The organism is Dactylosporangium sp. NPDC005555 (assembly GCF_040605635.1).
In the GTDB taxonomy this organism is placed as follows: Bacteria; Actinomycetota; Actinomycetes; order Mycobacteriales; family Micromonosporaceae; genus Dactylosporangium.
The window spans coordinates 232,418-250,974 of the sequence record NZ_JBEXDG010000004.1; the positions used below are offsets into that span (position 1 = coordinate 232,418).

20 protein-coding genes and 1 pseudogene are annotated in these 18,557 nt (G+C 73.6%); 11 read left to right on the forward strand and 10 right to left on the reverse strand.

Annotated elements, in window-relative coordinates; translation table 11 throughout:
* Both ABZS58_RS06925 and ABZS58_RS06930 read right to left on the reverse strand, forming a co-directional pair.
* A pseudogene (locus ABZS58_RS06925) lies at nt 1–165 on the reverse strand (DUF664 domain-containing protein); the annotation flags it as partial.
* A gap of 54 nt (nt 166–219) precedes the next feature.
* Nucleotides 220–1,428, reverse strand: coding sequence for a DNA polymerase ligase N-terminal domain-containing protein (locus tag ABZS58_RS06930; protein ID WP_354778420.1), 1,209 nt, complete (start codon nt 1,426–1,428; stop codon nt 220–222).
* Between the two features lie 229 nt (nt 1,429–1,657).
* On the opposite strand from ABZS58_RS06930, the gene ABZS58_RS06935 reads away from it, so the two are divergent.
* Nucleotides 1,658–2,785, forward strand: coding sequence for a DUF4872 domain-containing protein (locus ABZS58_RS06935; protein WP_354778422.1), 1,128 nt, complete (start codon nt 1,658–1,660; stop codon nt 2,783–2,785).
* 279 nt (nt 2,786–3,064) lie between these two features.
* On the opposite strand, the gene ABZS58_RS06940 is transcribed toward ABZS58_RS06935, so the two are convergent.
* Together ABZS58_RS06940 and ABZS58_RS06945 are read right to left on the reverse strand one after the other, a co-directional pair.
* Nucleotides 3,065–5,263: a hypothetical protein gene (locus tag ABZS58_RS06940; protein ID WP_354778424.1), complete on the reverse strand. Its 2,199-nt coding sequence runs from the start codon at nt 5,261–5,263 to the stop codon at nt 3,065–3,067.
* On the reverse strand, nt 5,260–5,574 hold the full coding sequence (locus ABZS58_RS06945) for a PadR family transcriptional regulator (protein ID WP_354778594.1): 315 nt from the start codon (nt 5,572–5,574) through the stop codon (nt 5,260–5,262). Before ABZS58_RS06945 ends, ABZS58_RS06940 begins: the two co-directional genes overlap by 4 nt.
* A gap of 108 nt (nt 5,575–5,682) precedes the next feature.
* On the opposite strand from ABZS58_RS06945, the gene ABZS58_RS06950 reads away from it, so the two are divergent.
* A complete protein-coding gene (locus ABZS58_RS06950; protein WP_354778426.1) occupies nt 5,683–6,423 on the forward strand; it encodes a hypothetical protein in 741 nt (246 codons plus the stop codon).
* Between the two features lies 1 nt (nt 6,424).
* On the opposite strand, the gene ABZS58_RS06955 is transcribed toward ABZS58_RS06950, so the two are convergent.
* The 3 genes from ABZS58_RS06955 to ABZS58_RS06965 all read right to left on the reverse strand — a co-directional run bounded on the left by ABZS58_RS06955 (nt 6,425) and on the right by ABZS58_RS06965 (nt 8,521).
* Complete coding sequence (locus ABZS58_RS06955; protein ID WP_354778428.1) at nt 6,425–7,360, reverse strand: sugar phosphate isomerase/epimerase; 936 nt, start codon at nt 7,358–7,360, stop codon at nt 6,425–6,427.
* 77 nt (nt 7,361–7,437) lie between these two features.
* Nucleotides 7,438–8,130, reverse strand: a complete 693-nt coding sequence (locus tag ABZS58_RS06960) for an STAS domain-containing protein (RefSeq protein ID WP_354778430.1) — start codon at nt 8,128–8,130, stop codon at nt 7,438–7,440.
* Nucleotides 8,131–8,167: 37 nt separating this feature from the next.
* On the reverse strand, nt 8,168–8,521 hold the full coding sequence (locus ABZS58_RS06965) for an STAS domain-containing protein (protein ID WP_354778432.1): 354 nt from the start codon (nt 8,519–8,521) through the stop codon (nt 8,168–8,170).
* Between the two features lie 88 nt (nt 8,522–8,609).
* Here ABZS58_RS06965 and ABZS58_RS06970 point away from each other — a divergent pair, with 88 nt between their 5' ends.
* Genes ABZS58_RS06970 through ABZS58_RS06980 form a run of 3 tightly spaced genes read left to right on the forward strand, consistent with a single transcriptional unit; the run spans nt 8,610 to nt 11,187 of the window.
* Nucleotides 8,610–9,284, forward strand: a complete 675-nt coding sequence (locus ABZS58_RS06970; protein WP_354778434.1) for a response regulator transcription factor — start codon at nt 8,610–8,612, stop codon at nt 9,282–9,284.
* The gene (locus ABZS58_RS06975; RefSeq protein WP_354778436.1) at nt 9,281–10,636 is read left to right on the forward strand and encodes a HAMP domain-containing sensor histidine kinase; all 1,356 of its coding nucleotides are present in this window, start codon (nt 9,281–9,283) and stop codon (nt 10,634–10,636) included. Before ABZS58_RS06970 ends, ABZS58_RS06975 begins: the two co-directional genes overlap by 4 nt.
* Nucleotides 10,633–11,187 carry a GerMN domain-containing protein gene (locus ABZS58_RS06980; protein WP_354778438.1) on the forward strand — a complete coding sequence of 185 codons (555 nt, stop codon included), beginning with the start codon at nt 10,633–10,635 and terminating at the stop codon, nt 11,185–11,187. The genes ABZS58_RS06975 and ABZS58_RS06980 overlap by 4 nt, the downstream gene beginning before the upstream one ends.
* Here ABZS58_RS06980 and ABZS58_RS06985 read toward each other — a convergent pair.
* A complete protein-coding gene (locus ABZS58_RS06985; RefSeq protein ID WP_354778440.1) occupies nt 11,174–11,620 on the reverse strand; it encodes a response regulator in 447 nt (148 codons plus the stop codon). The two genes, ABZS58_RS06980 and ABZS58_RS06985, sit on opposite strands and share 14 nt — an antisense overlap.
* 91 nt (nt 11,621–11,711) lie before the next feature.
* Here ABZS58_RS06985 and ABZS58_RS06990 point away from each other — a divergent pair, with 91 nt between their 5' ends.
* Both ABZS58_RS06990 and ABZS58_RS06995 read left to right on the forward strand, forming a co-directional pair.
* Complete coding sequence (locus ABZS58_RS06990) at nt 11,712–12,218, forward strand: MarR family transcriptional regulator (RefSeq protein WP_354778442.1); 507 nt, start codon at nt 11,712–11,714, stop codon at nt 12,216–12,218.
* 15 nt (nt 12,219–12,233) lie between these two features.
* The gene (locus ABZS58_RS06995) at nt 12,234–12,821 is read left to right on the forward strand and encodes a GNAT family protein (protein ID WP_354778444.1); all 588 of its coding nucleotides are present in this window, start codon (nt 12,234–12,236) and stop codon (nt 12,819–12,821) included.
* Nucleotides 12,822–12,995: 174 nt separating this feature from the next.
* Here ABZS58_RS06995 and ABZS58_RS07000 read toward each other — a convergent pair whose 3' ends face one another.
* Complete coding sequence (locus ABZS58_RS07000; protein ID WP_354778446.1) at nt 12,996–13,535, reverse strand: AAA family ATPase; 540 nt, start codon at nt 13,533–13,535, stop codon at nt 12,996–12,998.
* Nucleotides 13,536–13,581: 46 nt separating this feature from the next.
* Here ABZS58_RS07000 and ABZS58_RS07005 point away from each other — a divergent pair, with 46 nt between their 5' ends.
* A complete protein-coding gene (locus ABZS58_RS07005; RefSeq protein WP_354778448.1) occupies nt 13,582–14,343 on the forward strand; it encodes a D-Ala-D-Ala carboxypeptidase family metallohydrolase in 762 nt (253 codons plus the stop codon).
* 582 nt (nt 14,344–14,925) lie between these two features.
* A complete protein-coding gene (locus tag ABZS58_RS07010) occupies nt 14,926–15,102 on the forward strand; it encodes a hypothetical protein (protein ID WP_354778600.1) in 177 nt (58 codons plus the stop codon).
* A 388-nt stretch (nt 15,103–15,490) separates the two neighbouring features.
* Here ABZS58_RS07010 and ABZS58_RS07015 read toward each other — a convergent pair whose 3' ends face one another.
* Complete coding sequence (locus ABZS58_RS07015) at nt 15,491–16,615, reverse strand: DNA polymerase III subunit beta (protein WP_354778450.1); 1,125 nt, start codon at nt 16,613–16,615, stop codon at nt 15,491–15,493.
* Nucleotides 16,616–16,718: 103 nt separating this feature from the next.
* On the opposite strand from ABZS58_RS07015, the gene ABZS58_RS07020 reads away from it, so the two are divergent.
* Together ABZS58_RS07020 and ABZS58_RS07025 are read left to right on the forward strand one after the other, a co-directional pair.
* Nucleotides 16,719–17,186 (forward strand): chemotaxis protein CheW, encoded by a 468-nt coding sequence (locus ABZS58_RS07020; RefSeq protein WP_354778452.1) that lies wholly within the window; start codon nt 16,719–16,721, stop codon nt 17,184–17,186.
* Entirely contained in the window at nt 17,176–18,555 is a 1,380-nt protein-coding gene (locus tag ABZS58_RS07025; protein ID WP_354778454.1) for a CheR family methyltransferase, read from the forward strand. The genes ABZS58_RS07020 and ABZS58_RS07025 overlap by 11 nt, the downstream gene beginning before the upstream one ends.
* Nucleotides 18,556–18,557: the final 2 nt, after the last annotated feature.

The window sequence follows — 18,557 nt, forward strand, 5'->3', positions numbered from 1 at the left end:
CTACCGGCCGGTGGTGCCGTCCAGCCGCTCGCGCAGGATGTCAGCGTGGCCGGCGTGCCGGGCCGTCTCGGTGGTCATGCGCGCCGGCACCCGGCGCAGGGTCTGCGGGCGGCCGTCGACCATCCGCACGGTGGGCGCGCCCGGACTCTCGTCGCCGCGGGCGGTCGCCGCGCGGTAGTCGTCGAGATCGGGCTGCCGACGCCCGGGCCTGCGGTGCGGCTACACCTGATCCAGTGCCGGCAGGTCCCGGGGCGGCTCAAGGACGACGGCGAACAGGTCGCCGCGTGCGTCGCGGCGCTCCGGGACCGTCAGGACGGTGAAGTTGTCCGGGCTCAGGTCCGGGTCGTCGAGCTCGTCCCACCCGATCGGGGTCGACACCGGCGCGCCGGGCGCGGCGATCGGGCTGTACGGCGCGAGCACCGTCGGCCCGGCCGGCGCGCCGTGGTGGGTGAGCTCGGGCATGACCGCCGCCATCGACCTCGCGAGGGACCGGATCCAGCCGGTCGGGTCGCCGGTCGCCGGCACCCACAGCTCGATGGCCGGCCCGACCTTGATGCCGGCCCGGATCCTCAGGTGCTCGAACGCCGTCCGGTACAGCTGCGCGAGGACCACCTGGTCCGCCCAGGGGTTCCCGCCGCCCAGGTCGATCACCGCCATGTTCGTGACCGGCACCCGCCAGTCCGCGGCCTCGACGAGCGCCGCGGGATCGGTGGTGACCGCACGCATGTACGGCAGCACGGTCGGCGTCATGACGGTGGCGTACCGCAGCAGCTCCCGCCTCGTCGCCGGTGCCTGCTTCCGCACGACCTTGTCCGGATGATTGATGCTCAGGTCCCGCCCGTAGACATGCCACGTGTCGCCGTCGCCGGCCCTGTCGAGCGCTTCGAGCTCGTCCCGGCTCGCCTTCAGCGGACGGGCGCCGGTGTGCGGGTCCCAGAGCCGGTCGGGGTCGGCGAGCACCTCCTCGCTCGTGCGTCCACTGAGGACGGACCGCGGATGCTCCTCGGGATCCCAGCCGTCCACGGCGTGCTCGTCGCGCTTGTGCAGCAGCAGCCAGTCGTCCTTGCCCTGCTTGGTCTTCACCAGCACGAAGGTGCCGCGCAGCTTCTCGCCGTGCAGCCGCGCGTGCAGCTCCCCGGCGGCGACCGCCGCACCCGGATCCGGGTCCTTGTACGGCTCCCACGTCCCGGCGTCCCATACGATGACGTCGCCGCCGCCGTACCCACCGGCGGGAATGACCCCCTCGAAGTCGATGTAGTCCATCGGGTGGTCCTCGACGTGGAACGCGGCCCGCCGCACCTTCGGATCGAGCGTCGGCCCCTTCGGCACCGCCCAGCTGACCAGGACCCCGTCGATCTCCAGCCGGAAGTCGTAATGCAGCCGCGTCGCCCGGTGCCGCTGCACCACGAACCGCCGCTCACCAGCCACGAAACCCAGTGAAACACAGGTCGGGGGTATGCTGCCGGGTGGCGCCGCCGCGCGCCGTACCCCCTGACCGGTGGCCCACGCCCACCGGCGACGCGGGGGAGAAGGTGGTCCCTGCCATCGCGGACGGTCCCTTGTGCACCCGGCCGGTCCACCGACCCTCCGCACGACGGTCGCCGTCTCGCTCGCGTGGGCAGGCGACGCGGCCCGACCGTCGGTGAGGCAGTTCGCGATGACCGATCACAAGCACCTGAAGCGCCTCGTCCGGGAGCGCAGCGCTCGCACCGGCGAGTCGTACACCACCGCCCGCAGGCACATCCTGGCCGCGCGCCCCGCCCAGCTCCACCACCAGCCCAGCGGCGTCGTGCGCGAGCTGCTGCTCGCCGCGGGGTTCTCGCTGACCGAGCCGATGATCTGCGGCCTGGGCGGCGGCATCGGCTTCCTGGCCGCCGTCTTCGACTACCGCGGCATGCCACCGGTCCTGACCATCGTCGCCCAGCACCACCCCGCCCCTTGGGCCCCCACCGTCCTGACCCGCCTCGGCATTGCGTTCACCGAGGCCCACAGCACCGCTGCGGGGCCCGCCCTGAAGGCCTTGAGGGCCTTCCTTGCCGCTGGTCGCCCCGTGTACTGCACGGTCTCGGCCGCCCGGCTCCCGTGGCACCCCACGCCTGTGACGGCTGTCGACGCGGACCCGTACGGCGTCCTCGTGACCGGCGAGTCCGTCGACGGCTTCACGGTCCACGACGACGCCCCGCACAGCCTGCCGGTGGACGCGTTCACGCTGGCCTGGTCCGCCCACCGCAAGGGCCGCCACCACCGCCTCACCGTCGCGCCGGGCACGGGTGGTGGCGTGGCGGCCGGCGTCGACCTGCGGCCTGCCGATCTCGGCGCCGCCATCGACTCGGCCCTCGCGGAAACCGCCGCCCACCTCACCGGCCCGGTCCTCGGCAACGCCTTCGACGCCAACTTCGGCTTCACCGGCATGACCCGCCTTGCGGCCCAGCTCCGCGACACGAGGACGAAGTCAGGCTTCACCCGCCGCTTCGCGACCCCGCCCGCCTACGCGTCCGCCCTCCGTCGCGTGCACGAATGCCTCGAAGAGCAGTACACCGCCCCGGGCGCCACCCGCCCCATCTACGCAGCGTTCCTGGACGAGGCCGCAACCCTCACCCGCCGCCCCCGGCTCGCCACGGCGGCCACCGCGTTGCGCGCCTCGGGCGCCATCTGGTCAGCGATGGCCACCACCGCCCGCGAGTCCCGCGACGCCGAGCCGGCCACCGTCTTCGCCACCCTCGCCGACCTCCTGGACGAGGCCCGCACCATCGAAGCGTCCGCCGTCCACCTCCTGCACCCCTGACCCCGGCATCGGTCCTGCTCGCCTGGCCACCCCCGCCGACCCACGCAGACCACACCGGCGACCACCGCGCTGTGGTCGCACGTGTGGTGTCCGGCCGCGACCCGGCCCTCTCCGCCAGCCTCCGCCTCCAGCTCCTCTGCGGGGGATCGGGCTGCGGGGCGGGTGGCTCGGGCGGTAGCCCGGCGTGGGTCGATCAGACGCAGGGTCGCGTCCAGGGTCGCGTCCAGGGTCGCGTCCAGGGCCGCGTCCAGGGCCGCGGCAAAGGGCTCTGGTGGCGGGCTACGGGCGTGCGGTCTGGGCGGTGGCTGGCCGGGTCGGGTGCTGAGCCGCCGCTTGCGGACCCCGCGGTGCGTCGGTGGCCGGGGGCGTGGCGAGGTCGGCGGCCTGGGTCGGCTGGGGGGCAGGTGGGAGGTCGGGTGGGGCGGGATGGCCGGTGGGGGGTTCGGTGGCGCGGATGACGGTGCGGGAGACGGCGACGCCGATGGCCACGGCGAGCACCACCGTGCCCGGGAGGAAGGACATGCCGTCGGCGGCCCAGCTGCTGCCGGCCACGGCGAACAGGACGTTGGCCGTGACCATGGACAGCATCAGCGAGACGGCGACGACCGCGACGCTCAGGACCGGGCTGGTCAGGGACAGGACGACCCAGAGGGTCGGTCTGGACCAGCCCTGGCTGGGGCGGTGTGCGCGCATGGTGGCGACGACCAGCAGGATCATCGGGACGGTGAGGAGGAAGCCCGCGCTGGTGACGGTGTTGGAGACGCCGGCGCCGGTGGCGAGGCCGAGCCCGCCCAGCAGCAGGGCGGGGACGGCGGTCACGGCGGCTGACCAGGCCGGGCGCAGGCGGGTGGGGCGGGCGGCCGCGGCGGCCTGGGCGGCGACCACGGCGAGGGTCGCGGCGAGGAGGGCGGTCACGCCGGCGAGGCCCGGGGGCAGGAAGGGGTGGTTGACCTCGGGGGTGCCCTGGCCGAACAGGACGGGTCCGCAGCAGGCGGCGATGACCGAGGTCCAGGCGAGCCGGCGCCGGGTCAGCAGGCCGTCCGCGGCGGCGGGCGCGGCAGGGCGGGTGCCGGCGATGAGCCACGACACGGCGGCGGTGATCGCGGCGGCGGTCAGGGCGGTGCGCAGGTCGGTGGTTTCGGCGCGGGCGAGGACGCCGTCGACGATCAGCAGGGCGACGGTCTGCGCGGCGGCGGCGAGTGGGGCGGCGCGGCGGTCGGCGGCGGCGAGCAGGAGGCCGAGCGCGGCGAGCGTGATGCCGCCCCAGCGCAGCTCGGCGACCCACATGTAGAGCTCGCCGTCGCCGCCCGGCATCGGGGCCGTCCGGCCGACCAGGGGCATCGCCGGAGTGAGCACCGCGAGGGTATACGCCCAGGCGAACAGCCCCGCGACCAGCGACACCACGCCGGCGCCCGGCGCGGCCGGGGACGGGCGCAGCGACACCACGCCGGCGGCCGTCGCGGCTGGGGGAAGGCGCAGCGGCGCCGGGGCGTGGACCGGCTGCGGCGCGGGGCGGCGGACCGGGCGCGGACGTGCCGCGCCGAGCCCGTGGCCGATGGCGAGCCCGGTGAGGACGAGCAGGTGCGACGGATACGTGTTGGTCGCATTGGACAGCGCGATCGCTTCCGCGGACTGGTGCCACGTGCCGGCGTCGCCGGAGACGGCCGTGCCGGACAGCAGCGAGGGCGCCCAATTCAGTGCCGTCGACAGGTCGGCGCCGGAGGTGAGGACCCACGGCAGCACCGCGGCGGTCACCGCCAGCTCCACCACGACCGGGATCCCGGCCAGGGCCAGCACGGCGGCCGGCCACCGGTGGCGGGGCCGCGCCGCGAGCCGCACGACCGCCAGGGTCAGCGCCGCCGTGAGCAGCGCCCAGGCAGGTGCGCCGATGGCGAGGCTGAGGGCGAGCGCGCTGCCGGCGCCCGGGCCGACGGCGGTCACCGTGCCCACCACGAGCACGGCGAACGCCACCGAGAGGGCCGAAGCGGACGCGAGGCCGCGGTGCCGCCGGACGGGCAGGCGGCGGCCGAGCCACCACGCGGCGGCGGTGAGGATCAGCAGCGCGGGCAGTGACGTGGCCAGGGTGACGGCGATGCCCGCCGGCCAGCGGATCGGCACGCCGGCCAGGCCCAGGAGCCACTCGCTGACCGTGCGCAGGATGCCGGCGCCCGGGCCCGCCGCGAGCACCCCGAAGACCGTCAGCGCCGCGAGGGGTTGCAGCGCCCGGCCGGCCTCGGGCAGGCCTTCCCGCCAGCCGCGGGGCACGCCGTCCTCGTCGTCGACCGGTGAGGCGGCGGCGAGGCTGAACGCGAACCGCAGCTGGCCGAGTGCGCGCCGCCCGGCCCCGGCGCCGGGCTCGGTGCGCAGCGCGTGCAGCTCGGCGGACCACTCCCTGGACTGCTCCTCGCGGACGGACGCGGGCCATCGCCGCGCCGCGAAGCGCAGCAGCGCCTCCGCCAGCCGGTCCGCCGCCGTCATGCCAGCCCCGGCGTGGTGCGGGGCGTGCCGGGGGTCAGCTGCTCATAGAGCTCCGCCACGGCGGTGCGGGCGGCGACCACGCCGTCGGGGGTCAGCCGGTAATAGCGGCGGGCGGGCCGCCCCGCGGCCACCGGGTCGACGTCCTCCCAGCGCGCGTCGACCCAGCCGGCCCGCTGCAGGCGCAGCAGGATCGGATACAACGTGCCGCTCGGATGGCCGGTCACCCGCATGAGATCGAGGCCATATCGGTCCACGGCCGGGTCGGTGAGGAAGGCCGACAACACCTTCGCCACCGCCGCCGTCATGCGCACACCTGCCGTCACACACCCACTCTACATAGGGCTAGGCCGTTTTTCTACATAGCCCAGAGCTGCTCATATATCGGTACATAAGCGAAAAACGGGACTAGACTCATCCGGGTGAAGCGCAGAACGATGCTGGTCGCCGGTGGAGTGTTCGCCGGGTCGTTGCTGGGCGGTGGAGCGGCGCACGCGGCCGTGCAGTGGCCGATGTTCGAGTGGGAGCGGCAGCGCGGGTTCTTCTTCCCCGGCGAGGGGATCATGCAGCCGCCACCCCTCGCGGTCTACGGCGACGGCGAGGCCTACGCCGACGCCGCCGCCCACGAATATCTGCCGGCCAAGGACGCGAAGGCGCTGCAGACCCACGCCGTCCAGGTCCTCCACAAGCGCGCCAACGTCCGCCGGGATCCCCTCGGCGACCCGCCCCGCGACGCGCCGTCCGACCGGGTCCGCGTCCGCACCCCCGACGGCGAATATCTGACCGCGCACCTCGACGGGTGGGGCGACGGCGACGAGGCCGGCAACTTCCCGGATGCGCTGCACGAGTTGCACGACCACGTCCAGGTCATCCGGAAAAAGGTGCGCGCCGGCGGCGAGCCGTGGGGCGTGGACGCGGTGCTGCTCGTCGCCGTGCACCTCGACTTCGAGCCCGACGGGTACGCGAGGTGGCCCTCGTGGGTGCAGCTGCCCGCCGTGCACGCGGACCGGCGCTACGGGGAGACGAAGCTCGACGGCGCCAAGGCCCGCCGGGTGCGCCGCGACCTGCCGAGGTCCGGTGAGCGCGTGTGGCCGTTCTACCGGACCCCGGCGGGCGCGTTCCTGGCGGCGAACTGGCGCTACCGCCTGCCGCACGAATGGTGAGCTAGAAGCGCAGGTCCGACAGGAACCGGTAGCCGTTGCGCGCCGTGGTCAGCGCGTCGGCCGGAGTCCGCGGCGGCGTCCCCGCGTCGTCGCGCTCCACGATGTACTCCACCAGGCCGGCCTCGCGCGCGTGCTCGAAGATCCGGCCGAAGTCGATGAGCCCGGCGCCCGGGTCGGTGAACGACGCCGCGGTGTCCATGTCCTTCACGTGGACCTGCCGGATCCGCCCGCGGTGGCGCTGGACGAGGTCGACGGGGTCGGCGGCGCCCCGCCACGCCCAGAAGAGGTCGACCTCGAGGTGCACCAGGTCAGGGTCGGTCTCCGCGGTGAGGATGTCGTACCCGGTGCGCGACCCACCGTCCTGCCGGACGAACTCCAGGTGATGGTTGTGGTAGCCGAAGTCGAGCCCGGCGCGCCGGGCCAGGGCGCCCGCGCGGTTCAGGTCGCGGGCCAGGGCGTGGTATCTGGCGCCGTCGCGGATCGGCTGGCCGGTGGCGTCGACGCCGAAGAACGGGTGCACGATGAGGCGGTTGCCGACGATGTTCGCGTCGTCGAGGGCGCGCTGCCACGCGGTCGCGTCCCACGGCTGCGGGATCGCGACGTGGCCCGAGGTGGCCTTCAGGCCGGCGGCGTCGAGGAAGCCGCGGAACTGGGCGGCGGTCCGCCCGACGAAACCGGCGTGCTCGACCCTGGTGTAGCCGATCGCGCGCAGCTGGGCGAGGCTCGCGGCGAGGTCGGCGCTGAGCTGGTCGCGCAGCGTGTAGAGCTGGACGCTGATCCGGTCGAGCGGCACCCGCGACTGGCGGTGCGCGGGTGCGGCGCTCGCGGCTTCGGCACCGAGCAGCGCCGGAGCGGCCCCGACGATGGCGGCCGCTCCGAGCAATCCGCGCCGGCTGACAGACGAGCCGGCGGATGGGCTGGCGGGGGAGCTGGGCATGCTGCACTTCCCTCCGAGATGTCAGGAACTTCCGTTCATCCTGACATTTCTATAGTTCGATGCAGCGTTTGTCACGATCAGGCGGGCGTCGTCTCACCGCGCAGGTCGCGCTGGCGGGGCAGGTCCGCGTCGTCGCCGCGCAGCCAGCCGATCGCGGTGGCCCGGTCCGGCAGGACGACGAACAGGTGCAGCAGGCACAGGGTGTGCATCATCCGCCGCATGAACGGGGCGAGCCCGACCAGGCACGTGTGGCCGCCGGCCTGCGCGGCGCGGTGCCGGGCGGCGACGAGCAGCCCCAGCACCGACGAGTCGAGCGTGGCGACCCGGCTCAGGTCGAGGACCAGGTGGCCGGGGCGGTAACCGGCGGGCGACAGCGCGGCGCGCAGCGCCGGCCCGACCTCGATGTCCAGATCGCCGCTCAGCGACACGACGAGCGCCTCCTCGACGACGGCCGCCTCGACCCGCGGGTCCGTCTCGGCCACCGGCTCGGCGGGCGCCTCGACGACGTCGTAGCCGGCGGCGGTCGGCGGCGCGTCACCGGCGAGCCAGCCGACCGGGTCCGGGTCGGCGGAGGCGAGCGGCACCCGGGAGCAGCGCCCGCAGCTGTGCGGGCCGGTCGCGAGCCGGGCGCCGGTCCAGCCGTGCCGGCGGAACAGGCTCCAGACGAGGTCCCAGTTGTGCATGGTCGCGCCGAGCCCGGTCACGCTCTGGCCACAGGCATCGCAGATCAACGTGAAGTCGGTGCCGTCAGGTGTCGTCGCCGCGGTCACGGTCGCCGCTCCTCTCACTGAGCTGAGTCCGATCAGGTCACTGGGTCTTCGTCATCATGTCGTGTCCGTCGTCCTCCGGGACCATTCGTAACACGTGATTTACGTGCGCGATTTGCAACGTTCTCCTGACGCGGGGTGACGGCGCCCGCAATGTGAGCCTGCCTCCGGACGTCCAGACCTGCCGGTGGATGTCCAGGAGCATGCCGATCGCGGTCGCGTCGATGAAGGGGCAGTCGGCGAGGTCGACCACGAGCTGCTCCGGATGCATGGTCAGCGCGTCCTCGAGCAGCGCTCGGACGCGCGGCTCGGACGCGGCGTCGAGCTCCTCGGTGACCATGATCTCGACGAGCGGTGTCCGGGCAGCAGTGGGGACGTCGATGCCGGTGTGCATGCAGCGAGCCTCCGCCGCGCATGTGGCGGCTGTTCCGCGGAAGTATGACAGTTCGATGACAACGCCTCCGGCCTGGCATGATGCTGTGGTGGCGGGCGTACTGGTCATCGAGGACGACGATCGGATCCGGCTGTCGCTGATGCTGGCGCTGGAGGACGAGGGCTATTCGGTGCGGGGCGTGTCCACCGCCGAGGACGGGCTCGTCGCGCAACGCGCCGAGCCGGCCGACACCGTCCTGGTCGACCTGATGCTGCCCGGCGTCGACGGCTTCGAGTGCATCCGCCAGCTGCGCCGCGACGACGACGTGCCGATCGTGGTCGTCAGCGCCCGCGACGACACCCACGACATCGTGGCGGCGCTGGAGGCCGGCGCCGACGACTACCTGGTGAAGCCGGTCGCGGTGAAGGAGCTGTCGGCGCGGCTGCGGGCCCTGCGCCGGCGCGGCCGCGCGGTGCTGTCCACGGTGTCGACGCTCGTCTTCGGCGACCTGGAGATCATGCCTGAGGCGGGCGAGGTCCGGGTCGCGGGCGTGCCGGTCGCGCTGACCCGCACCGAGTTCCGGCTGCTGTGCGAGCTCGCCGAGCACCCCGGACTGGTGCTGAGCCGCCAGCAGCTGCTGCAGCGCGTGTGGGAGTACGACGTCGGCGACGAGCGCCTGGTCGACGTCCACGTCGGGCGGCTGCGGCAGAAGATCGAGGACGACTCGCGGGCGCCCCGCCGCCTGCTGACCGTCCGCGGCATGGGCTACAAGCTGCACCGATGAAAAAGGCCGGGCTGCGCACACGGGTCATCGCGGGGTTCGCCGCGGGGGCACTGGCGCTGTCCGCCTCGATGGCGTTCGTGTCCTACGAGTTCACCCGCGGCGCTCTGCTCGCCGGGCGGGAGCGGGCCACGGTCCGGGCCACGGCCTACGACGCGCGGATCATCACCGCGAGCCTCGACGGCGACCGCCCCGACGTCGTCGCCATCCTCAAGTCGCTGGACACCGGCGGCAACCGGCGCACGCTGCTGCACCGTGACGGTTTCTGGTACACGCGCAACGCCGACACCGGAGGGGCCGACGCGGTGCCCGCCGGGCTGCGGGCGCTCGTCGAGCAGGGCGGGCAGGGCGCGCAGTGGATCCGCGTCGACGGCGTCCCGGCCCTCGTCATCGGGGTGCCGCTGTCGCCGGGGACCGCCCTCTACGAGATCGACTACCTGCGGGAGCTCGACCAGACGCTGCGGACCCTCGCCTGGGTCCTGGGCCTCGTCGCGGCCGCGGTCGCGGCGGCCGGCGCCGGCCTCGGCTGGTACGCGACCAGGTATGTGCTGCGGCCGCTGCGCTCCGTCGCCGACGCCGCGCAGGGCATCACCGACGGCGACCTCAGCGCCCGGCTCGACCCGGCCGCCGAGCCGGACCTGGCGCGGCTCACCACGTCGTTCAACGGCATGGTCGACCAGCTCGCCCGCCGGCACGAGCGGGACCGCCGCTTCGCCGCCGACGTCAGCCACGAGCTGCGCTCCCCGCTGCAGACCCTGGCCGCGTCGGCGAGCGTCCTGCACCGGCGGCGGGCCCACCTCGACGACCGGACCGCGCTCGCCGCCGGACTCGTCGTCGAGGAGATCGAACGCTTCCAGTCGCTCGTCGACGACCTGCTCGAACTGGCCCGCAGCGACCAACCGGCCCGGCGCGCCCCGGTCGACCCGCACGACCTCGCCCGGAAGGTCGTCGAGGCGCAGGGCCTGCGGGCCGGGCTCGTCGAGCCGCCCGGCGACGACGCCTCCCGGTGGCTGGTCGACCGGCGGCGGCTCGAGCAGATCCTGGCCAACCTGCTCGACAACGCGGTCCGGCACGGCGGCGGGCCCGTCGCGGTCCGGCTCACCTGCGTCGCCGGGACAGGCCGGGTCGAGGTCGACGACGAGGGCCCGGGCGTCCGCCCCGCCGACCGGGAGGTGATCTTCGACCGGTTCGTCCGCGGCCGGTCGGCGGGCGCCCGCGGCGGCGGCGACGGCACCGGCCTCGGCCTGTCGCTGGTCGCCCAGCACGCGACGGCGCACGGCGGCAGGGTCGTGGTCCTCGACCGCCCCGGCGGCGGCGCGCGCTTCCGGGTCGAGCTGCCGGGGGTCGTGCCGTGAGGCGCCGTCTCGTGCTGGCCGGGCTGCTCGTGCTGGCCCTGCAGGGGTGCGGGGTGCCCGACGAGCACGCGCCGCGCCCGCTCGAGTCGTCCCTGGTGATCGTCAGCCCGCCGCGGCAGGCCGCCGAGAACACCGCGGGTCCGGTGATCGAGCGCCTGTACCTCGTGCGCGGCGATCGGCTGGTGGCCGTCGACCGGCGGGTCGGCTCGACCGGGGACGTGTCGGTGCTGCTCGGGCACCTCGCCGCCGGCCCGACGGACGACGAGCTCGACGAGGGCCTGACCAGCGCGCTGACCGGCACCGACCTGGTCAGGGGCGTGCGGCTGGTCGACGGGACCGCCGAGGTGTCCTTCAGGGTGCAGGAGGGCGGCCGGACCGACGACATCCTCGCGATCGGGCAGATCGTGTGCACCCTGGACTCGCGCACCGACGTCGACACCGTCCGCTTCCTCCTGGACGGTCAGGTGGTGAAGGTGCCCCGCGCGGACGGCATGCTCACCGAGCTGCCGCTGACGACCGCCGACTACCGCCCGCTGATCATCGCCCGGTGAGCCGGTCGATCACCAGGTAGTAGCGGTCGATGCCGTTGATGAGCTTCGCGAGCTGGGCGAAGTCGACCGGCTTGCGGAAGAAGTGCTCCGACGGGACGCCGAAGTCGCGCAGCATCTGCTCTTCGAGGGGCGAGCCGGTGAGGACCACGACGGTGAGGTCGGCGAGACGGGGGTTGCCGAGGATCCGGTCGAGCACGACCCGGCCGTCGACGCCCGGCAGGTTGAGGTCGAGCAGGACGATGTCCGGTGTCGGCGCGTCCGCGTGAGCGCCGCGGCGCTCGAGGTGGTCGATCGCCTCCAGACCGTTGCCGATCACCGTGACCTCGTTGCGGAGCCGGTGTTCGCGGAACTCCTCGAGGGTGAACGCGACATCGCCGGCGTCGTCCTCGACGAGGAGGATGCGGGCAAGCTCCGGCGTGCCGTCCCCGTTCATTGGCCTCCTTCAAGAATGTTGCACTACTGCAACCGTCCATTGACACGATAGTGCACGCAGAAGGACGTATCCATCATGCAACGATGTCCGGATGACCACCCCGCGGGGAAACGAGGCGCTGGTTCATGCGCTGCTGGCGGTCAGCCGCAGCATGGTCGTGCTCGCCGCCCGGAATCTGGCGGCACTGGACGCGGACGTGACGCTGGCGCAGTACCGCACGCTGGTGCTGCTGGCGACCAGCGGCCCGCAACGCAGCGCGGAGCTGGCCAGGGAGCTGGACGTGGCCCCGTCGACGCTGACCCGCATGTGCGACCGGCTGGAGCGCAAGCACCTGGTGCGGCGCTTCCACCGCGACAACGACCGCCGCTCGACCTGGCTGGCGCTGACCCCCGCGGGCCGCGACCTGGTCGGCGTCGTCATGCGGGAGCGGCTGCGGGAGCTGTCGGCGATCGTCGACGAGGCGCAGGTCGACGTGTCCGAGGAGAGCCTGGACCTGCTGGGTCGCATCGTCGAGGCGTCCGGCGAGCTGCCCGACGGGCTGTGGTGGGAGCGGTGGGAGATCTCCGCCGACCCGGTCGACAGCGTGACCCTGCCCTGAGCGGAGCTTCCCCCGATGCGTGACCCTGTGCTGCCGTCGGTCACGTTGACCACGCACCGGCTGCTGCTGCGCCCCTTCGTGCCCGGTGACGCCGCGGACGTCCACGCCGTCTGGCAGGACGCCAGGTTCATCGACTCGGCGCCGCTCGGGTACGCGTACGCCGGCGCCGCCTTCGACGTGGCCCTCGGCTGGTGCGCGACCGGCATCGAGGACCGCCGCCGCACCGGCAAGGGCATCGGCTTCGCCGTCACGGCCCGCGACGGCGGCCGCCTCGTCGGGCACGTGTCGCTGTTCGGCGCCGACTGGATCGCCATGACCGCGGAGATGCACTACTGGACCGCCCCGTGGGCCCGCGGCCGTGGCGTCGCCGCCGAGGCGGCCGCGGCCGTCGCCAGGTGGGCGCTGACGGAGCAGGGCTTCGCCCGCATCGCCCTGCAGGCCGCCCCCGCCAACACCGCGTCCCGGCACGTCGCGGAGCGGGCCGGCTTCCAGCCCGAAGGCGTGCTGCGCAACGTGGCCGTCTCCCGCTCCGGCCGGCACGACCTCGTCATGTACAGCCTGATCCCGTCCGACCTCGCTGCCGGCCGGCCCCCGGGGGTCTGACGAGCCGCGACCTGCCCGGGCGCCGCCGCCCGGCAGCCGCGGCAGCCGCACGGTGAGGTCGGGTGCATCGCCTTGCCGGTCCCCGGTCCGCGCGCCGGCGTCACCGGCAGGTCCGTCCACTGTGGAAACTGCTCGGCGCCGAGGCGCCGCACCAGATCCTCGGAGGTGGCCGCCTCACCCACGCGCATGCGTGAGTCGCTCCTCGATCATCTCGACCCGCTCCTGCACCGGGGCGGGCGGGATCTCGAGCAGGTCGTAGCCGTGCTCGCGGTACACCTCCTCGTGGATCGCGGCGAAGACCAGCGACTGCGGGTAGGTGATGCGCCGGGCCCTGGTCGGGGTGACGAAGCCGATCGGCTGGACCAGGAACACCAGCCGCTGGTACACCCGCTCCCGCTCCACGCGCTCCACCTCCGTGGCGAGCGCGGGGGAGGGTTCCCGGCCGCAGTACCGCGCGAGCGCGAGGGTGCACAGCGGGGAGCGGTCGAAGAGCTGGACCGGCACGTCACCGGCCTCCTCCTGCCGTCGCCGCTGCAGGTGTACGACCAGGTCGACGAAGTCGTCCCGATCCGACGGCCGCTCGTGCGGTGACCCGGCGATGACGTCGGTCGCCGCCTCCTCGACGACGTGGTGCCCCCTGGCCCGCAACGCCAGTGCGATCGTGGTCTTCCCGGCGCCGGGCGTCCCCGTCAGAATGTAGCGACGGACATCCATTGACTTCTCTCCATTCGTACACTTATATGCGTCTATGCGAAGATTGATGCGCCTGCTCAGCGCGGCGCTGCTCATGATCGGCGCGACGGCGGGCACACTCGCCGTCACGGCCGCACCGGCACACGCGGACGCCTGCTACACGTGGAGCGGGGTCCTGGCCCAGGGATCGTCGGGAGAGGCGGTCCGGCAGCTGCAGATCCGCGTCGCCGGTTACCCCGGCTCGGGCGCGGTCCTCGGAATCGACGGCCAGTTCGGGCCCGCGACAAAATCAGCGGTGGCCCGGTTCCAAGCAGCATACGGCCTCACCGCCGACGGTGTCGCGGGTGCCGCCACATTCGCGAAGTTCTACGCCCTCCAGGACGACGACTGCACCCCGGTCAGCTTCAGCTACGCCGAGCTCAACAACTGCAACACCACCTGGGCCGGCGGCAACGTCTCCGCCGCGACGGCCAAGGCCAACGCCCTGGTCACGATGTGGAAGCTCCAGGCACTCCGGCACGCCCTCGGCGACCAGCCGATCCGCGTGACCAGCGGCTTCCGCAGCGTCTCGTGCAACAACGCCGTCGGCGGCGCCTCGACCAGCCGGCATCTGTACGGCGACGCCGCCGACCTCGGCGCCGGGCCGCACTCGCTGTGCAAACTCGCCCAGACCGCGCGCAACCACGGCTTCGCCGGCATCCTCGGCCCCGGCTACCCCGACCACAACGACCACACCCACGTCGACGGCCGCCCGAGCCGCTTCTGGTCCGCCCCGACCTGCGGCGTCTCCGGCCTCACCGGCAGCCTGGACCCGCTCGGCGACAACTGATTCTGCGTCGCCGATCGCTCTTCGTTCTTCCGTGGTACGACCGTCCGCCGGCACGAGCGACGCCGGCGGACGGTCCCCGCCTCCGGAACCCCGCCGTCGCACATCCTCGACGCGATGCACGCCCAGCTGCCCGCCATGCCCGGCATCGACACCGCCGCCCGGCAGGCGTGATGCCATCGTCCGTGCCGCGGATCCTCGCGAACACCTCGCCGACCACCTCCACGATGCCGGCCACGGCCCCCTGACCCCACCGGGCCGCACTGACCAACCCGGTCGATCGCTGGGGTCAGGACACCAGTAATCCACCGCGTTCTGGTCTCGGCACCTGGTGGATGCCGCGGAGGATCGGCCCTGTGTCGCTGTCGATGATCGAGGAGTGGAGTTCGGGCGCATTCCATCCCTCGAACTCGACGTCGATCCGCCGCGTTCCGGCGTCGGTGTCAATGGCTGCGGCGAGGGCGAGGATGCGTTGGGCGATGCGGGCGAACGCTGTGATCGGTGTTCGCCCGCCGTGCTGTTCGAGGGAGAGCTGGCCCTTATCGACTCGATGCGCGTCCGGATGGGTGCCAGGTTGCCGTGCCGGTGGGACTCGTCGCGGCGGTCTGGGCGCAGGAACGTGATGCTGATGCCGGTGAGGTGGCGGTGGAAGTCGTTGCCGGCAATGCCTTTGTCGCCGATGAGAACGATCCCGGCGGTGAGTTGATGGTGGTCGAGAAAACTGGCGGATCCAGCCGGCGGCGTCGGCGGAGACGTGCGTGATGCGGCGCAGCGTTCGGGTCCGAGCCGGGCGAAGAACCCGGCCAGGGCTGCCTTGTCCGCGCCCGGCGCGGCCCACACCAGACGGCGGGAACAGGTGCCCGAGGCGGCTGTGGCAAACCGCGGCCGGAACCGCGGCCGGAACCGCGGCGCTGGGACGGGTGGCCTATGAGGACCTGGGCCGCGGCCAGGCAGAGCAGGCTCCGCGTCGGACAGCCGTTTCGGGCGTCCCACCCCGCGGTGCCGGTAGGAATCACATGAGCATCGAGGAAGACGGGCAGTGCGGTCAGAAGGGTATCGAGGTCGGTCGTCACAAACCGGCCATCGACACCCTTCCTCCGCGTCCTGATCAACCCGCCTCGCCTCACCAGCCGAGTGAGGAATCGGTCATTCAGGAGGTGGGTGGAGTGCGGAGGGGGACGACCAGGTAGTCGAGGGTGGCGGTGGGCAAGGGGGCGGTGAAGGCGGTCGCGCGCATGCCCTCCTGGATCCGGAGCTGCACGCAGTGGTGGGGGAAGGCGCGCAGGGCGTCGGTCAGCAGGCGGGCCTGGAAGGAACGGACGGTGTGGCCGCCGTCGACGGTGGCCTTGACGGTCTGCTCGGACTCGCCGGTGAGGGGGTCGTCGGCGCGGACGAGGAGGGCGCCGTCGATGGTCTGGAGGGTGACGCGACCGTGGGGGCCGCCATATGCGGCGGCGCGGTCGACCGCCTGGGCGAGGGTGTCGGCGTCGACCTCGACGGTGCAGGCGGGAGTGACGTCGAGCAGGCGGGAGAGCTGGGTGTCCGGATAGCCGCCGCCGATGGTGGCGGTGGTGATGCTGCCGCCGTCCCAGGACAGGGCGAACAGGTCGTCGCCCGCATGGACGTGGACCATCGGGACGCGGCCCAGCTGCTGCGCGGCGCGGGTCAGGACGGCCGCCGGCACGAGGGCCTCGACCGGGGCGCCGTCCGCCTGCCCGGCGTCCGTGGCGCGGTGCCACGGGAGGGAGGCGCTGGCGAGGCGGAAGCGGTCCGTGGCGAGCAGGGTCAGCACGGCGTCGTGGGTGCGGAGGCGGACGCCGGTGAACATCGGCAGGGCGTGCTCGCGGGACGCGGCGCCGGCCACGGGGACCGCCGCGGTGCGCAGGTCCTCGCCGCTGACCGAGCCGAGCGCCGGCGGCAGGGCGAAGCTGGGCGGGGCGGCGTCGGGGAGGCTGGGCAGGGCGAACCTGGCGCCCGGCACGCGGATGGCGAGGCGGCCGCCCTGCACGGTGAGGCGGACGTCGGCCGCGTCGAGGGCGGTCAGCGTGTCGGCGAGCGAGCGGCGCGGCACGACGACCTCGCCGGAGGCATGGACGGTCGCCGGGGCGTGCAGGTGCACGGTGACCTCGCCGTCGGTGGCGGTGAGGTGCAGGCCTGCGTCATCGGCGCGCAGCAGGGCGCCCGCGTGTGACGGCTGGAGGGACCGGCCGGTCAGCAGGCGGAGCATGAAGGCCGCGGCGGCGGCGAGGCGGGCGACAGGTGCGGTCACATCCATACCCGGCAAGCTATCCGAGGGGTACGACAGAAACGGCCGCCCGAGGAAGCCAGGCTCATCCGATAGTAGTAAAAAACCGACCAATGCCACATATCATGATCACGTGGCGATCACAGCTGTCACAGAAGCGCCGCCGGGACTGTCGCTGGTCTTCGGCGTCGGCGACCTGTTGTGTGCCCTGGCCCTGCGCGACGTGGTGGAGACGATCCGGCCGCTGCCGGTGCAGCCCTTGGCGGGCAGCGCCGACGTCCTGCTCGGGGTCAGCGTCATCCGCGGCCTCCCGGTGCCCGTCGTGGACACGGCGAGACTGCTCGGCGCGCGGGTGGAGCGGCCCTACCGGTTCGTGACGACGCGCACCGGGCGGGGTCCGCTCGCGTACGCCACCGGGCCCGTCGTCGGCGTCCTGCCCGTCGAACCGGACGACAGCCGCCCACCACCGCCGATGCTCGCCTCGGCCGCGACCAGGCTCGTGGCGGCCGTCGGCGTCCTGGACTCCAGGCCGCTGCTGTTCCTGCGCGGCGACGGGCTGATGTCGGACGCCGAGTGGCCGGCGGTGTCCGTTGGCGCGTAGCGATGACGTCGTCCGCCTGCGCGAGCTGCTGTCGCGGCGCCTCGGCATGACCTTCGACGACAAACGCGATCCTCAGCTCGCCGAGGTGCTGCGGGTACGAGCGACGCAACACGGCCTGACCGGCCGCGGGTACCTCGACCGCCTCGGCACCGCCTGGAACAACGAGCTCGCCGCGCTGGCGGAGGCGGTGACCATCAACGAGACGTACTTCTTCCGCAACATCGAGCAGTTCAACGTCCTGGCCGACCTGGCGCTGCCGGAGCGGATCCGCGCCCGGGCCGCGGAGCGCAGACTACGGCTGGTGTCGGTCGGCTGCTCCACGGGCGAGGAGGCCTACACCCTGGCGATGGTCGCCGCCGAGCGCGTCGAGCCGTCCTGGGACGTGTCGATCGTCGGCCTCGACGTCAACCGGGCCGCGCTGCGGGTCGCCGCCGCCGGGCGGTACTCCCGCTGGTCGCTGCGCGAGACCCCGGCCCCCGCGCAGCAGCGCTGGTTCCAGACCGTCGCCGAGGGCGTCGACATCGACGAGCGGCTCCGCGGGCGGGTGCGGTTCCTGGAGTACAACATCGCCAACGACGACCCGCTGCTGTTCGCCCCCGACACGTACGACGTCATCTTCTGCCGGAACCTGCTGATGTACCTGACGCCGGCGACGGTCGCGGCCGCGGTCGCCCGGATCACGCGGGCGCTCTCACCCGGCGGCTACCTGTTCCTGGGGCACACCGACTCGCTCGGCAGCCGGCCGACCGCGCTGACGGTGCAGCACTCCCACGGCACGTTCTACTACCGGAAGACGGCCGCCACCCCGAAGCCGGAGACGCTCCCCGCACCGGTCAGGAAGACCGCGCCCGCCAGGCCGGTCCGGTCGAACCTGGGCCGGGAGCGGGACCGGGCGCTGCAACTGGTGCAGGAGGAGCGCTTCAAGGACGCGCTCGCCGTGCTCGACGCCATCGACACCGCCGAGGCGGACCGCCCCGACGTGATGCTCGTGCGCGGCGCCGTCCTGGCCCACCTCGGGCACACCGGCCGGGCCGCGGCCCTGTGCAACCGGCTGCTGGACCGTGACGCGCTCAACCCCGACGCCCACCACCTGCTCGCCGAGTGCCGCGAGGGCGACGGCGACAAGAGCGCGGCGCAGGAGCACCACCGGATGGCCGCGCACCTCGACGCCGCGTTCGCGATGCCCCGCCTGCGGCTGGGGCTGCTCGCCCGCCGCCGCGGCGACCTGCGGACCGCCGAACGCGAACTCGACCGCGCCGTGGCCCTGCTGCGGCACGAGAGCGACGAGCGCATCCTGCTGTTCGGCGGCGGCTTCGGCCGCGGCGCCCTGATCGCGCTCTGCCACGCCGAACTGGCCGCCGCCCGATGACC